Source organism: Caballeronia fortuita, from assembly GCF_001544835.2.
Lineage (GTDB): Bacteria > Pseudomonadota > Gammaproteobacteria > Burkholderiales > Burkholderiaceae > Caballeronia > Caballeronia fortuita.
Map to the genome: position 1 here is coordinate 113,423 of NZ_FCNX02000002.1, position 14,520 is coordinate 127,942.

A 14,520-nucleotide genomic window follows, 5' to 3' on the forward strand; every position below is an offset into this window, starting at 1 on the left:
ATGCGCGCGGTATCGCGGTCCTTGCGGCAGCCGGCGGTCATCGTCTGGCTGTGCTTTCTCGCGGCGTGCGCGGCAATCATCGCGCGCGCGCATTTTTCCGCCGACCTTTCCGCTTTCCTGCCGCGCGCGCCGAGCGAGCAGCAGCGCGTGCTCGTCGAGCAATTGCGCGATGGACTCGTATCGCGGCTGATTCTTGCCGGCGTCGAAGGCGGCGATGCGAACGGGCGCGCGGACGTATCGCGCAGGATCGCGGCGACGCTGCGCGGCGACAAGCGCTTTTCCGCGATCAACAATGGCGAGGCGAACGGACAGGCGCGCGACGAACGCTTCGTATTCGAACACCGTTATCAGTTGAGTTCGGCCGTGACACCGGAACGCTTCACCGAAGCCGGCCTGAAAGACGCGCTCGCCGACAGCCTCGATCTGCTCGCCTCGTCCGCCGGCATGATAACGAAAGACCTGCTGCCGCACGATCCGACCGGCGAGGTCACCGCGCTCGTCAGCCGGCTCGACAGCGGCGCGCAACCGGCGATGCAGGACGGCGTGTGGGCATCGCGCGACGGAACGCGCGCCGTGTTGCTCGCGCAGACCGCAAGCGCCGGTTCAGACACCGACGCGCAAGCAGCCGCGATCGCCGCGATCCGCGCCGCGTTCGCACAGGCCGCGCCGGGCGCGACGCCGTATCGCCTTTTACTGACGGGGCCGGGCGTGATCGCCGTCGAAACGCGCGACACCATCATGCGCGACGTGCGCTGGCTGTCGGCGGCGAGCATCGTGCTGATCGTCGTGCTGCTGCTCGCGGTGTATCGCTCGGTGCCGACGCTGCTGCTCGGCCTGATGCCCGTCATGTCGGGCGTCGCGGCGGGGGTGGCCGCCGTGAGCCTCGCGTTCGGCACCGTGCACGGCCTCACGCTCGGCTTCGGCACGACGTTGATCGGCGAAGCCGTCGACTATTCGATCTATCTCTTCGTGCAATCGGCGGGCGTGCGTTTCGACGGAAGACGCGAATCGCTGAAAGACTGGGTCGCGAGCTTCTGGCCGACGATCCGCCTCGGCGTGCTGACGTCGATCTGCGGGTTCGCGTCGATGCTCTTCTCCGGCTTTCCGGGCCTCGTGCAACTCGGGCTGTATTCGATCGTCGGTCTGTCGACGGCGGGCATCGTCACGCGTTTCGTGCTGCCGCATCTGTTGCCGCAAGGCTTCGCGATCCGCGACGTCTCGCGGCTCGGCAATCTGCTCGCGCGACTCGCCGCGCGCGCCTCGCGTCTGCGCGTGGCGCTCGCCGTGCTGCTTCTCGCGGCGGCGGCGGCGCTTTTGATGCAGCGCCACGGCTTGTGGAGCCAGGAATTGGCCGCGCTCAGTCCAGTGCCGAAAGCGAGCCAGGATCTCGACGAACGCCTGCGCGCGGATGTCGGCGCGCCGGACGTGCGCTATCTCGTCGTGGTGTCGGCGGCGAGCGAGCAGGCCGCGCTCGAACGCGCCGAAGCGCTCGCGCGGCAGTTGCAGCCGCTTGCCGACGCGCATGTGATTGCCGGTTTCGAAAGCCCCGCGCAGTATTTGCCGAGCGATGCCGCGCAGCGTGCGCGCATTGCGAGCCTGCCCGCCGCCGATGTCCTGCGCGCGCGGCTCGCGCTCGCCCTGCACGATCAGACGATCCGTGTGAAGCCCGAGGTTTTCGAGCCTTTCATCGCGGATACCGAAGCGGCCCGCGCGCAGCCGCTTCTGCGACGCGCCGATCTGCAAGGCACGTCGATGGCGCTCGGCGTCGATTCGCTTCTCACCGAACGCGACGGCCGCTGGACCGCGATGCTGCCGCTGCGCGCGCCGCAAGGCTCGGACGTGCAGGCGCAGAAGATTCGCGCGGCGGTCACCGCATCGCGCGTGCCGGACGCGCTTTTCGTCGATATGAAAGCCGAAGCCGATCACCTCTATCAGAACTACGTGCACGAGGACATTCGCCTGTCGCTCGGCGGATTCGCCGCGATCGTCGTGCTCCTCGTGCTCGCGCTGCGCTCGCCGTTGCGCGCGGCGCGCACGCTCGCGCCGCTCGTCGCGGCGGTGATCGTCGTGATCGCGGGGCTGGCGCTCGCGGGCATGTCGCTCACGATCCTGCATCTGATCGGCATGTTGCTGATCGTCGCGGTCGGGTCGAACTACGCCCTTTTCTTCAACTATCGGGCGCACGCCGATGACAATGCGGTTTCGCCACAGACGCTCGTGTCGCTCGTGATCGCGAATCTCGCGACGGTGCTCGGCTTCGGCCTGCTCGCGCTGTCCAATGTGCCGATGCTGAAAACCTTTGGCCTGACAGTCGGCCCCGGCGCGATCCTGGCGCTGCTGTTCTCGGCGATCCTCGCGCCGCGTTCGGACTTGTCGCGATGAACGCGCCCGGCAGGCCGCGCCGCTGGACGCCGACGCCGCTGATCGGCGGCGCGGCGGCCGTGCACGCCGGCGCGCTCGCGTCGTGGCTGGCCGCGCCCGCGACGTGGCCGTGGGCGGCAGGCGGCGTGATCGCGTCGCATCTCGCGCTGACGGCGGCGGGACTCTGGCCGCGAAGCGCATTGCTCGGCCACAACTGGACGAGGCTGCCCGAATCGGCAAACGCAAGCATCGCCATCACCATCGACGACGGTCCCGATCCCGATGTCACGCCGCGCGTGCTCGATCTGCTCGATACGCATCGCGCGCGGGCGACGTTCTTCTGCATCGGCGAACGGGCGCGCGCGCATCCGGAAGTCGTCGAGGCGATCGTCGCGCGCGGGCATGCCGTCGAGAATCACAGCGAGCGGCATCGGCATTATTTTTCGTTGATGGGACCGCGCGCGTTGCGGAGCGAAATCAACGCGGCGCAGACGACGCTTGGCGAGATCGCGGGCGCAAAGCCGCTCTTCTTCCGCGCTCCGGCGGGATTGCGCAATCCGTTTCTCGAGCCCGTGTTGTGCGGGCTGGGCCTGCATCTCGCGAGCTGGACGCGGCGCGGTTTCGATACGCGCACGGGCGATGCATCGCTCGTCGCGCGCCGCTTGCTCGATGGCCTTGCATCACGCGACATTCTGCTCGTCCACGACGGCCACGCCGCGACAGACGCGCACGGCGCGCCTGTGATACTCGCCGCGCTCGACACGGTGTTGCGCGCGGCGTCGGATCGCGGACTTGCGACGGTCACGTTGCGCGAGGCGATTGTCGGCTAGACTGCGCGGACCCTCAATCGACCTTCGCCCGCATGGTGCCGAACGCGCTCATCGAAACCGTCAGCCGTCCGTATCGCGCGGCGGGCCGCTTCGCGTGGCATTTCGCATCGGCGAAGCTGCGGCACGATCCGTTTTTCGCTCACGTCCTCGCGCACGGCCTGATTCCCGACGGCGCGCGCATCCTCGATCTCGGCAGCGGCCAGGGTCTGCTCGCCGCGTGGCTGTTCGGCGCGCACGCGTGGCATCGGCATGAGGGAGGCGCGTGGCCCGCGCACTGGCCCGCGCCAGCCGAGCCGTCGTCGATTCACGGCATCGAACTGACGCGGCGCGATGTGGACCGCGCGCGCATCGCATTGCGGGCACACGAGGCGCGCGTGCGCTTCGTGTGCGACGTGCTCCATTACGTCGATGCCCACGCGCAGGCCGCGATCCTTCATCGCGTGAGGGCGAACCTCGCCGTCGACGGCATGCTCCTGCTGCGCGTCAGCGACGCCGCCGCCGGCTGGCGCGCGCACCTCGATCGCGCCGTCGATTTCGGCATGCAGATCGCCCGGTCGGGACGCACGAGCGGCCTCACGGTCCGCAGCGAGGCGCAATGGCTCAAGCTGCTCGGCGAGCTGCGTTTCGACGTAACCATCCGGCCGATGGGCAACGGCACGCACCACGCCAATCGCCTGCTGATCGCGCGGCCCGCCCGCTGAGGTCCGCTTAGGTCCGCTTAGGTCCGCTTAGGTCCGCTTAGGTCCGCTTGGGTCCGCTTGGGTCTGCGCGGTCCGAAAGGCTCGGTTTGTTACAATTCATCGAATTCGAACGACGTCGGACTTAGGGAAACGAGCCCGTAGTGAATCCTCTTCTGCTTACGCATTTCACCGCGACGAGTTGCGCGGGGCGCGGCCTCGACGCGACGCTCGCCGCGCTCACCGAAGCGCGCAGCGGCCTTGCGCGATGCGACTTCGAGGGCGCCGCGCTCGACACGTTCACGGGCCGCGTCGCGGGCGTCGAAGATGCGCCGGTGCGCGCGGACCTCGCCGAATTCGACTGCCGCAACAATCGTCTCGCGCAACTCGCGCTGCTTGAGGACGGCTTCGAGGCACGCGTGCGCGACGCGATCGCACGTTGCGGCGCGGGGCGCGTCGGCGTGTTCATGGGCACGAGCACGGCGGGCATTCTCGAAACCGAACTCGCCTACCAGCGCCGCGATGCGCAGACCGGCGCGCTGCCCGCCGATTTCGATTACGCCAGCACGCACAATCCCTATTCGCTCGCCGCGTTCGTGCGCGCGTATTTCGGCTTGCGCGGGCCGGCGGTGTCGGTGTCGTCGGCGTGTTCGTCGGGCGCGAAAGTGTTCGGCTCGGCGCGGCGCATGCTGGAAACCGGCTTGATCGATGCAGCCGTGGTCGGCGGCGTCGATACGCTCTGTCTCACGACGCTCTACGGCTTCAATTCGCTCGAACTGCTGGCGCCGGGTCCGTGCAAGCCGTTCGACGTGAAGCGCGACGGCATTTCCATCGGCGAGGCGGCGGCGTTCGCGCTGCTCGAACGCGAGCCGTCCGCTCACGCCGCTCACACTGAAGACGACGCGATCCTTCTGCTCGGTATCGGCGAATCGAGCGATGCGTATCACATGTCGTCGCCGCATCCCGAAGGACTCGGCGCGCGCATCGCGATGGAACAGGCGCTCGCGAGCGCCGGTCTCGCCGCCGCCGACATCGGCTATGTGAATCTCCACGGCACCGCCACGCCCAGCAACGACGCCGCCGAAAGCCGCGCGCTGACGAGCCTGTTCGACCGCGTGCCGTGCAGCTCCACGAAGGGCGCGACCGGTCATACGCTCGGCGCGGCGGGCGCGCTCGAAGCGGTGATCGCGGCGCTCGCGTTGCGGCATCGGGTCATTCCGGCGGGCGTCAACACGAGCGAGCCGGACCCCGCGCTCGGTCTCGACTACGTTTTGACGACGCGCGCCGCGCCGCTTCGCGCGGTGTTGTCCAACTCGTTCGGCTTCGGCGGAACGAACTGCAGTCTCGTGTTCGGGCGCAAGGGAGCGGTATCGGCATGACTTCATTGCGTGCGTATATTGAAGGCGTCGGCGTAGTGGGGCCGGGACTGACTAACTGGTCTCATGCCGCCGACGTGCTCGCGCAACGCAGCGCGCTCGACGTGGCAAGGACCGTGTTGCCCGCGCCCGCAAGCTTGCCTTCCGCCGAGCGGCGGCGCACCGGACCGGTCGTGCGTGCGGCGCTCGCGGCGGCGCACGAAGCGGTCGCGCAGAGCGCGCGCGATGCCGCGACGCTCGCCGCCGTGTTCGCGGCATCGGGCGGCGATGGCGGCAATTTCCACGCGATCTGCGAAACCCTCGCGAGCGACGATCCGCAACTCTCGCCGACGCGCTTTCACAACTCCGTCCATAACGCGCCCGCGGGCTACTGGAGCATCGCGACGCGCGCGATGGCGGCATCGAACGTGCTCTGCGCCTATGACGGCAGCTTCGCGGCGGGGCTGCTGGAGAGTCTCGCGCAAGTGAGCGTCGATGGAACCGCGACCTTGCTCGTCGCCTACGACACGGATTATCCCGAGCCGTTGCGCCGCGTGCGCCCGATCACCGACGCATTCGGCGTCGCGCTGGTTCTCGCGCCGCAAGAGAACGAGCGGACGCTCGCGCGTATCGAAGCGCGTCTCTCGGACGCGAACGCATTCACTTTCGCCGATGCCGCGCTCGAAGCGCTGCGTCTGTCGAATCCCGCCGCGCGCGCCCTGCCTTTGCTCGATGCGTTGGCGCGCGGCGTGGCATCGAATGTCGTGCTCGATTATCTCGACGGCACGCAGCTTGCCGTCGATATCGCTCCGTCATGATGCTCGATCGCGACTGGATCGCCGCGCGCATTCCGCACGACGGCGGGATGTGTCTGCTCGACGCGGTTCTCGCGTGGGACGCGCACCGCATCCGCTGCACGGCGACGAGCCATCTTCGCCCCGATAATCCGTTGCGCTCGAAGGGCCGGCTCGCGTCGGTATGCGGCATCGAATACGCGGCGCAGGCGATGGCGACGCATGGCGCGCTAGTCGGCGCGAACGAAGCGAAACCGCGTGTGGGCATGCTGACGAGCTTGCGCGGCGTGGCGCTGCATGTCGAACGGCTCGATACGCTCGACGGTCCGCTCGATATCGAAGCCGAGCGCATCGGCGGCGATGCGAGCACGGTGCTGTATCGCTTCGCTGTTCACTGCGCCGGCCAGTTGCTTTTGAGCGGACGCGCCGCCGTGATTCTCGACGCGGCTCGGAAAGCCGGTTAGATCGCCGGTTTCGTCGCGCAATAAGCGGAAAAGATGCCGAGTTCGACATCGCGGCGCACGTCCGCGAAACCCGCGCGCCGGATCGCGGCGATAACGGCATCGGGCGGCACGCAGGCCTCGATCGTGTCCCAGTAATAGCGCATCAGTTCGACGCTTTCCCCTTTCTTCCCGACGATGCGCGCGATCATCGGCACGACGCCGCGCATATAGAACTTCAACGCGGCGACGCCGACGCCGTGCGCGGGCCGCGTGATCTCCAGCACGCAAAGACGCCCGCCGGGCGCGAGCACACGGAAGTATTCGTCGAAGGCCTTCGCGAGATCGCTCACGTGGCGCAGCGCGAAGCCCATGCTCAGGAAATCGTAGGCGTTGCTGTCGCACGGCAGATTTTCGGCGGTGCCGATGCGCGTCTCGACGCCGGCCGGCAGACGCGCCTCGCCGACCATGCCCGGACTCGGATCGACGCCCGTGACGAGCGCGGGATCGCCCGTGATCGCGACGGCTTCTTTCGTGACGAGCCCCGTTCCCATGCCGACATCGAGTACCCGCATGCCGCGCGACAATCCCGCCGAACGTAGCGCGCGATTGCGATACCACGGGCCGGAGCCGAACGCCATCGCGCGTTCGATCGCGTCATAGTCGGAGGCGGTTCGGTCGAAGATGCCGCGCAGCCAGAGGCGCCGTTTCGATTCGTCGGCGTAGTAGGACGTGAGAGGTTCGTGCGGGGGTTCGTGGTCGATCGGGTCGCGGCTGGGGAAGGTCATGCAGTCTCCGTTTTCTCGCGCAGCCGTGGATCGTGGTTCGATCCGCAAAGATCACTCTCACACGGCTGCCGCGATGCAGAAATGCCTGGAACGACTTTGAATTATGGATGCAACGTGCTTAATACCATAATTCGATGTCTTTCCTTTGCGCGCGGAAGACTTCGCTAGTCGGGCAACGCGGCCAGCGCATTCGCCGCCGTCCCGGCTGTGACGGTTCCTGGATTCGCGAGCTGCGGCGTCATCTTCGGCACCGGCACCGGCGCTGGAAACGACCGGCGCGACCGCGTCATCGTATTGCGCACGCGATGCTCCGGGCGGCTCAACATCCCGCCACCGACGAGCGCGACGAACGACGCGATCAGCGGCACCGCGAGCAGCATCGTCGCGAACTTGAAGAGGCCGAGCTTCAACGGACTGCGCGAAGCCCATGCGGACCACCCGAGCGCGAAGCCGAGATACGCGATGCCCGCCGGCGCGCCCGCGAGTTCCGGCATGCCGATACGCTGCGCGAGCGGCATCGGAAAAACGAGAACGAAGAGCACGATGCTCGACATCGCGTGAACGAGCAGCGCGTGCCGCCGCTTGACAAGGCCCGCGATCGACCAGAGCGCCAGCACGAGCACGAACGGCGGACACGCAGCGACGACCGCCACGAGCGCGAGATACACCACGACGCCGCTCATGAGATTGCGCAGATATCCTTCCGACGACGCGTAATACACCATGTATCCCGCCGCGATCGACGCCACGCACGCGACGAAAGCCGCGGTGCCAGCCTGCCCGTCCGGCGAAACGGCGAGCCGCAACAACAGAAGACTCGTGAAGCCGACGAGATAGACCAGAAACCGCACAACCGAAAAACGCTGTTTCATACCGCACCCCTTTCCCCTGATGGTGCGAACGGTCGTCACAACGGTCTCGCACTGCCCGAAACCTTATGCAACCAGTTCTTGCCCATCCATCGCCCGCGTCCGAATTCGCATGACGGATCGCGCGCGCAAAAGCGCCGCCGCGAATAGCCTTTCGGTCTTTCGCGGTCGTCGGCTCTTTATCGACGGGAAAACGGGGAATCTTTAGCCCTTCATGACGGGCTAGAGGTGAGGCACCAGACGCATCAGCGCGGCAGCGGCCTGGCCTGCTCCATCGACGATGCGCGCACGAACTTGCCCGCGCCCAGATGGTGAATGGTGTGCAGCGGCTGATTCGTTTCGTCGATGCTCCAGTGGCCATCGACGAACACGCGCGCATCGGCGGCGGCCGCGACGACTTCGGCGAAACACGTGTCGTACGCGTCTTCGGTGTGCTTCTCGTCGATGAGTCTGCATTCGAGCCACGCCGCGCAGTTCGTCTCGATGAGCGGCAGCCCGAGCACAGGTCCGGTGACCGTGTCGATGCCGAAGGTGGCGAACTTGTCGATGTCGCGCCCGCTCGTCGAGCCGACCGCGTAAGTGAGATCGATCATCGCCGCACCCGGCACGATGACGCCAAACGTGCCACTCGCGGCGGCGAGTTCGCGTGTGTACGTGCTCTTGTCGATCACGACGGCGATGCGCGGCGGCGTGAACTCGACGGGCATCGACCAGGCGGCGGCCATCACGTTGCGGCGTCCGCCGTGCGCGCTCGTGACGAGAACGGTCGGGCCATGATTGATGAGACGGCTGGCGTGTTCCAGCTTGACGGGACGAAAGTGGCTCATGGTTTATGTATGCAAAAGACGATTCGCGCAATTGTATGCGGCGTACAAAATGCGCGTCGTCGCGTGCCAGGCGTCGACGAAAATCGACTTGACAGACACTCTTACGATATATATCTTTAGATATGTTTTACGACATATCTGGAGTGGCTCACATGAAATCCCGTTGCTTTCAACGTGCGCGCGAAGCCAGCCTCCGCGCCTTCGGTTCTGGTTTTCCTTCTGACACGCCCGAATGGGTGGAACGTTTCGCCTTCGAGCGCTGGGGCATGATCGGCCGGCATCGGCATGGCGGCGGCCGCTTCGGCGGCGGTCCGGGTGGAATGGGCGGCATGGGTGGCATGGGTGGATTCGGCGGCGAAGACGGCATGCCGCGCGGCCGCAAGTTCTCCTCCGACGATCTGCAACTGCTGCTGCTCGCGATGCTCGCCGAAGCGCCTCGTCACGGCTACGAACTCATCAAGGCGCTGGAAGACCGCTCGAATGGCTTCTATGCGCCGAGCCCCGGCATGGTTTATCCGGCGCTCACCTATTTGGAAGAACTCGGCTATACGACGGTCGAACTGGAAGGCAATCGCAAGCGCTATGCGCTGTCCGATGCAGGGCGCGACTACCTTGCATCGAATCAGGAGCGCGTCGACATCATGCTTGCGAAGCTCACGCATTTCGCCCGCAAAATGGATCTCGTGCGCCGCGCCTACATGGGCGAGGATGCGGACGACACCGCTGCCGACAACGGCTGGGCGCCCGAGCTGATCGCCGCGCGCCGTGCGCTGAAGAAAGCATTGCTCTTGCGCACCGACGCATCGCAAGAAGAGCAACGCCGTATCGCCGGGATCCTTGCGCGCGCGACGGCCGAAATCGAACAGAACCCCGCGCCGAAACAGGCGTAAGAAGGAGCCGCACACGATGACCGATTCCATCCTGCAAGACCGGCCCGATCTCGAAGTGACGCGCGTGCGCCACCCGCTCAAGTTTCGTCTGCTGCAAGTCACGCGCGTGACGAAGCTCAATGCGCACTACGTACGCGTGACCTTCACGGGCGACTCGCTAGAAGACTTCGTGAGCGCCTCGTTCGACGATCACGTGAAGCTGTTTTTCCCGGCGCCGGGCGAGACGATGCCTGCGCTGCCTCAAGCCGGCCCCAACGGTCCCGAGTTCGATGCTTCGAAGCCGCGTCCCGTTGCGCGCGATTTCACGCCGCGCCGTTTCGACCGCGAGGCACGCGAGCTCGATATCGAATTCGCGCTGCACGAAGCCGGTCCCGCGACCGCATGGGCCGCGCAAGCCGCGCCCGGTCAACATCTCGGCATCGGCGGGCCGCGTGGATCGTTCGTGATTCCGGCGCAGTTCGACTGGCATCTGATGATCGGCGATGAAACCGCGCTCCCGGCCATCGCGCGTCGTCTGGAAGAGCTGCCCGAGGGCACACGCGTTGCGACGCTCATCGAAGTGGGCGATTCGTCGGCACGCATCGAATTCGATACGCGCGCGGATCTGTACGCACAATGGCGTTATCGCAACGAGAGCGAACATCCGGGCGGCGCGTTGCTGCTCGCGTTGCGCGAAACCTATGTGCCGGAGGGCGAAGGCTATGTATGGGCAGCAGGCGAAGCCACGCTCATGCGCGCGGTGCGCAAGCTGTTATGCGAGGAACGCGGCATCGACAAGAAGCGCATTCGTGCGTCGGCTTACTGGAAACGCGGCGAGCAGGCCGTGCATGAAACGATCGATGGCTGATCCGGCTTCATAGCATCGAGATCGCTCCACGCCGCAAACCCGCGATAATCGAGTCACGACGACTTTTCAACGCTTACAAAAGGCAGTCGAATCATGACCGATACATTCGATAAGAAGCCCGACGACGAATCCGCGCAACCCGGCGGCCTGCGCAAATCGCTGACGAGTTACGGAGACAACGGCTTTTCGCTCTTTCTGCGCAAAGCGTTCATCAAGGGCGCGGGTTATACCGATAGCGCGCTCGATCGCCCGGTCATCGGCATCGTGAATACGGGCAGCGCTTATAACCCGTGTCACGGCAATGCGCCGCAACTGATCGAAGCCGTGAAGCGCGGCGTGATGCTTGCAGGCGGCTTGCCGATGGACTTTCCGACGATATCGATCGCCGAATCGTTCTCGCAACCGACGAGCATGTATCTGCGCAATCTGATGTCGATCGATACCGAGGAGATGATTCGCGCGCAGCCGATGGACGCGGTCGTGCTTATTGGCGGATGCGACAAGACCGTGCCCGCGCAATTGATGGGCGCTGCATCTACGGGCATTCCGGCGATCCAGCTCATTACTGGATCGATGCTCACGGGCGCGCATCGTGGCGAGCGCGTTGGAGCGTGCACCGATTGCCGGCGTTACTGGGGCCGTTTTCGCGCGGAAGAAATCGACGAAGCGGAGATCGCCGCCGTGAACAATCAACTCGTCGCGAGCGTCGGCACATGTTCGGTGATGGGCACGGCAAGCACGATGGCGTGCATCGCCGAAGCGCTCGGCATGACGGTGCCCGGCGGTGCGTCGCCGCCCGCGGTGACGTCGGATCGCATGCGTATCGCCGAACTCACGGGCACGCAAGCCGTGAGAATCGCGCGCGATAACCTCACCATCGACAAGATACTCACGGCTGAAGCATTCGAGAACGCAATGCGCGTGCTGCTCGCTATCGGCGGATCGACGAACGGCGTCGTGCATCTCACGGCGATCGCGGGACGCATGGGTTATGACGTCGATCTGAAGGCGCTCGATCGCATGGGACGCGAGACGCCGGTTCTCGTCGACCTGAAGCCATCGGGATCGCATTACATGGAGGACTTTCACAAGGCAGGCGGCATGACCACGCTTCTGCGCGAGCTGAAGCCGCTTCTGAACCTGAATGCGTTGACCGTGACGGGCCGCACGCTCGGCGAAGAGATCGAGGCCGCGGGACCGGCGTTCGAGCAGGACGTCGTACGCCCTTTCGACGCACCGATCTATCCGCAAGGCGGCATCGCAGTGCTCGAGGGCAATCTCGCGCCGGGCGGCGCAATCATCAAGCAATCCGCGGCGAATGCGAAGCTCATGGAACATGAGGGACGCGCGGTCGTGTTCGAAAATGGCGCCGATCTCGCGGCGCGCATCGATGCGGACGATCTCGATGTCACGCCCGACGATATCCTCGTGCTGAAGAACATCGGCCCTAAAGGTGCACCGGGCATGCCGGAAGCCGGTTACATCCCGATTCCCCGCAAGCTCGCGGTCCAGGGCGTGAAGGATACCGTGCGTATCTCGGACGGGCGCATGAGCGGCACGGCATTCGGGACCATCGTGTTGCATGTGACGCCTGAATCAGCGGTCGGCGGACCGCTTGCATATGTTCGCACCGGCGACCGGATTCGCCTGAGCGTGTCGAATCGCGAGATAAGTCTGCTTGTCAGCGATGAAGAACTCGCCGCGCGCGCAAAGGCATCGCCGGTTATCGCACCGAGCGCGGATCGAGGTTATCGCAAGCTCTTTTACGACACGGTGACGCAAGCGGACAAGGGCGTCGATTTCGATTTCCTGCGCGCAACGCAGACACGAGGCGTGACACCGCGTCGATAACTTCGCTTGTTATACGACGCGATGCGTCTGCAGCCGAATCACACGCGTTGTCTCTTCCACGCGTGCCGTGGCGATCAACACTTCGCGATTCGTACGACGGCACACGACATTACGCACGTGATTCACGCCGAAGCAGAATAGGCCGCGTTTCTTCGTGCCGAGCACGACGAGATCGGCATCGAGTCGATCGGCTTCATCGGCAATCACGCGCCCGATGCTATGGCCATCTCGTGGGAGCGTGCGCGTCTGCCAATCGGCGTTCATGCCCGAGCGCCGCAGCATCTTCTCGCTGCTGCGGCGAATCACGAGCGCGAGTTGTTCGACGAGCGCGGGCATGTCGCACAGGCTTTCCATCTGCCAGCCCGCCCACCAAGGCGACGATTCGATCACATGCAGCACGGTCAATCGCGCATTGCTTTCGCGCGCGCGCATGATGGCCGTCGATAACGCGGCCTCGCTGAAGCTCGGACCCACGGCGACAAGGATATGTTGATACATGGCGCAACCCTCCGATCATTAGCCGGACGACATCGTGTGTGGCGTCGTCGCGTTTGTTCATGAGGTCATGATCGGCGCGAACAATTAGCGGAACGTGAGCATGCGCTTCGCTTAACGTTACGATGCGATAAATCATACGGATGGCATCAAGATAACTTTGCATATGGATAACCGCGAACTGCTCAACCTCGCGTATTTGCGTGCGTTCAGACTCGTCGCGCAAACTGGCAGCGCCACGCGCGCCGCCGCCGCGCTGTTTCGCGCGCAATCGGCAGTCACGCGTTCACTGCAGGAACTCGAAGCGGCGGTCGGCGAAACGCTGCTGGAACGTCGTCCATCGGGTATGTTGCCCACGCCCGCCGGACGCGCGGTGCTGCTGCGTTGCGAGCGCATCTTTGCCGAACTCGAAGAACTCGCGCAATGGTGCGCGACGCGGCAATCGCGCCGTCGAACCGCGACAGGCGGCACGCTTCCCGCCTTTCTGCTCAACACGCGGCGATTGCAATTGTTCTCGGCGCTCGCGCGACATCGTCATATGCCGAGCGCCGCGCAGACGCTGGGGCTCAGTCAGCCCGCGGTCAGCAGCGCAGTGCGCATCATGGAGACGGGTGCGGGCATGCAGTTGTTCTATCGCAGTCCACGCGGGCTTCTGTTGACGAGCGAAGGCGAAACTTTCGTGCTGCACGTGCGCCGCGCGCTCAACGAACTGCGCCATATTCCCGACGATCTCGCGGCGTTGCGCGGCACGATTCAAGGTTATGTGACGGTCGGCGCGCTGCCGCTCGGAAGAACATTGATCTTGCCCGGTGCAATCGCGCGCGTGGCCGCGCAATATCCGGGCGTGCGCATCGTCACCGATGAAAGTTCGTATGAGACGCTCGTCGCGGGATTGCGCGCGGGCGATATCGACTTCGTGCTCGGCGCGCTGCGTCATAACGATGCGTCGAGCGGGCTCGTCAATGAAAGACTCATGTCGGAAGACATCGTCGTGATTGCGCGTCGCGGGCATCCGCTTGCGAGTCAGGACGGATTGACGCTGAAGGATCTATCCGCCGCGCAATGGATTCTTCCGCGCAGCCAGGCGCCCGCGCGCGGCATGTTCGAAGCGCAATTCAAGCGCCTGAAGTTGAAACCGCCGATGCCGACCGTCGAGACAGCCGACCTCGCCGTCATTCGCGGCGTGCTGACGCATACCGATATGCTCGCCGCCGTATCCGCGCAACAATTGCACTACGAGCGCGAATCGGGTCAGCTCGTCGTGATGGATATTGCGCTTCAAGCCACGCGGCGCGATATCGGGCTTACGCTGCGCGCGGGCGGCACGCCATCGCCGGCGGCGCGCGCGTTGATCGATGCAATACGCCTGACGGTCGATCAGCTCGGACACGAATTGCATCGCGAGTCGCTGCGACGATGATCCAGGGGCCGATGGAAAAAGGCGATCGTCCGGAGTGTTAGCGATTCGACGATCGACCGCGCACTCACGCCTTTCG

At 65.3% G+C, this 14,520-nt stretch carries 14 protein-coding genes; 10 read left to right on the plus strand and 4 right to left on the minus strand.

The features are described 5' to 3' along the window. The 6 genes from AWB77_RS04815 (at window position 1) to AWB77_RS04840 (ending at window position 6,481) form a co-directional block, all read left to right on the plus strand. The gene (locus tag AWB77_RS04815; RefSeq protein WP_061133265.1) at window positions 1–2,382 is read left to right on the plus strand and encodes an MMPL family transporter; all 2,382 of its coding nucleotides are present in this window, start codon (window positions 1–3) and stop codon (window positions 2,380–2,382) included. After that, the gene (locus tag AWB77_RS04820; protein ID WP_061133266.1) at window positions 2,379–3,191 is read left to right on the plus strand and encodes a polysaccharide deacetylase family protein; all 813 of its coding nucleotides are present in this window, start codon (window positions 2,379–2,381) and stop codon (window positions 3,189–3,191) included. Before AWB77_RS04815 ends, AWB77_RS04820 begins: the two co-directional genes overlap by 4 nt. Before the next feature lie 32 nt (window positions 3,192–3,223). Then, on the plus strand, window positions 3,224–3,892 hold the full coding sequence (locus AWB77_RS04825) for an SAM-dependent methyltransferase (RefSeq protein ID WP_061133267.1): 669 nt from the start codon (window positions 3,224–3,226) through the stop codon (window positions 3,890–3,892). Between the two features lie 140 nt (window positions 3,893–4,032). Further along, on the plus strand, window positions 4,033–5,247 hold the full coding sequence (locus AWB77_RS04830; protein WP_061133268.1) for a beta-ketoacyl-[acyl-carrier-protein] synthase family protein: 1,215 nt from the start codon (window positions 4,033–4,035) through the stop codon (window positions 5,245–5,247). Beyond that, window positions 5,244–6,041: a beta-ketoacyl synthase chain length factor gene (locus AWB77_RS04835; protein ID WP_061133269.1), complete on the plus strand. Its 798-nt coding sequence runs from the start codon at window positions 5,244–5,246 to the stop codon at window positions 6,039–6,041. The genes AWB77_RS04830 and AWB77_RS04835 overlap by 4 nt, the downstream gene beginning before the upstream one ends. Continuing rightward, window positions 6,041–6,481 carry a hotdog family protein gene (locus AWB77_RS04840; protein WP_061133666.1) on the plus strand — a complete coding sequence of 147 codons (441 nt, stop codon included), beginning with the start codon at window positions 6,041–6,043 and terminating at the stop codon, window positions 6,479–6,481. Before AWB77_RS04835 ends, AWB77_RS04840 begins: the two co-directional genes overlap by 1 nt. Here the strand turns inward: AWB77_RS04840 and AWB77_RS04845 are convergent. The 3 genes from AWB77_RS04845 to AWB77_RS04855 form a co-directional block, all read right to left on the minus strand. Beyond that, window positions 6,478–7,245 carry a class I SAM-dependent methyltransferase gene (locus AWB77_RS04845; RefSeq protein WP_061133270.1) on the minus strand — a complete coding sequence of 256 codons (768 nt, stop codon included), beginning with the start codon at window positions 7,243–7,245 and terminating at the stop codon, window positions 6,478–6,480. The two genes, AWB77_RS04840 and AWB77_RS04845, sit on opposite strands and share 4 nt — an antisense overlap. Window positions 7,246–7,409: 164 nt before the next feature. Then, complete coding sequence (locus tag AWB77_RS04850; protein ID WP_061133271.1) at window positions 7,410–8,117, minus strand: hypothetical protein; 708 nt, start codon at window positions 8,115–8,117, stop codon at window positions 7,410–7,412. A 242-nt stretch (window positions 8,118–8,359) separates the two neighbouring features. Continuing rightward, window positions 8,360–8,941, minus strand: coding sequence for a flavin reductase family protein (locus AWB77_RS04855; protein WP_061133272.1), 582 nt, complete (start codon window positions 8,939–8,941; stop codon window positions 8,360–8,362). Between the two features lie 152 nt (window positions 8,942–9,093). Between AWB77_RS04855 and AWB77_RS04860 the strand changes: the two genes are divergently transcribed. From AWB77_RS04860 to AWB77_RS04870, 3 genes are all read left to right on the plus strand, one after another. Then, the gene (locus tag AWB77_RS04860; protein ID WP_374728674.1) at window positions 9,094–9,831 is read left to right on the plus strand and encodes a PadR family transcriptional regulator; all 738 of its coding nucleotides are present in this window, start codon (window positions 9,094–9,096) and stop codon (window positions 9,829–9,831) included. 16 nt (window positions 9,832–9,847) lie between these two features. Continuing rightward, complete coding sequence (locus AWB77_RS04865; RefSeq protein ID WP_061133273.1) at window positions 9,848–10,678, plus strand: siderophore-interacting protein; 831 nt, start codon at window positions 9,848–9,850, stop codon at window positions 10,676–10,678. 93 nt (window positions 10,679–10,771) lie between these two features. Next, complete coding sequence (locus AWB77_RS04870; protein WP_061133274.1) at window positions 10,772–12,529, plus strand: IlvD/Edd family dehydratase; 1,758 nt, start codon at window positions 10,772–10,774, stop codon at window positions 12,527–12,529. Window positions 12,530–12,538: 9 nt separating this feature from the next. Here the strand turns inward: AWB77_RS04870 and AWB77_RS04875 are convergent, their stop codons facing one another. Beyond that, window positions 12,539–13,027, minus strand: a complete 489-nt coding sequence (locus tag AWB77_RS04875; protein WP_061133275.1) for a universal stress protein — start codon at window positions 13,025–13,027, stop codon at window positions 12,539–12,541. A gap of 163 nt (window positions 13,028–13,190) precedes the next feature. Here AWB77_RS04875 and AWB77_RS04880 point away from each other — a divergent pair, with 163 nt between their 5' ends. Further along, on the plus strand, window positions 13,191–14,444 hold the full coding sequence (locus tag AWB77_RS04880; protein ID WP_061133276.1) for a LysR family transcriptional regulator: 1,254 nt from the start codon (window positions 13,191–13,193) through the stop codon (window positions 14,442–14,444). The last annotated feature ends 76 nt before the right edge of the window (window positions 14,445–14,520 follow it).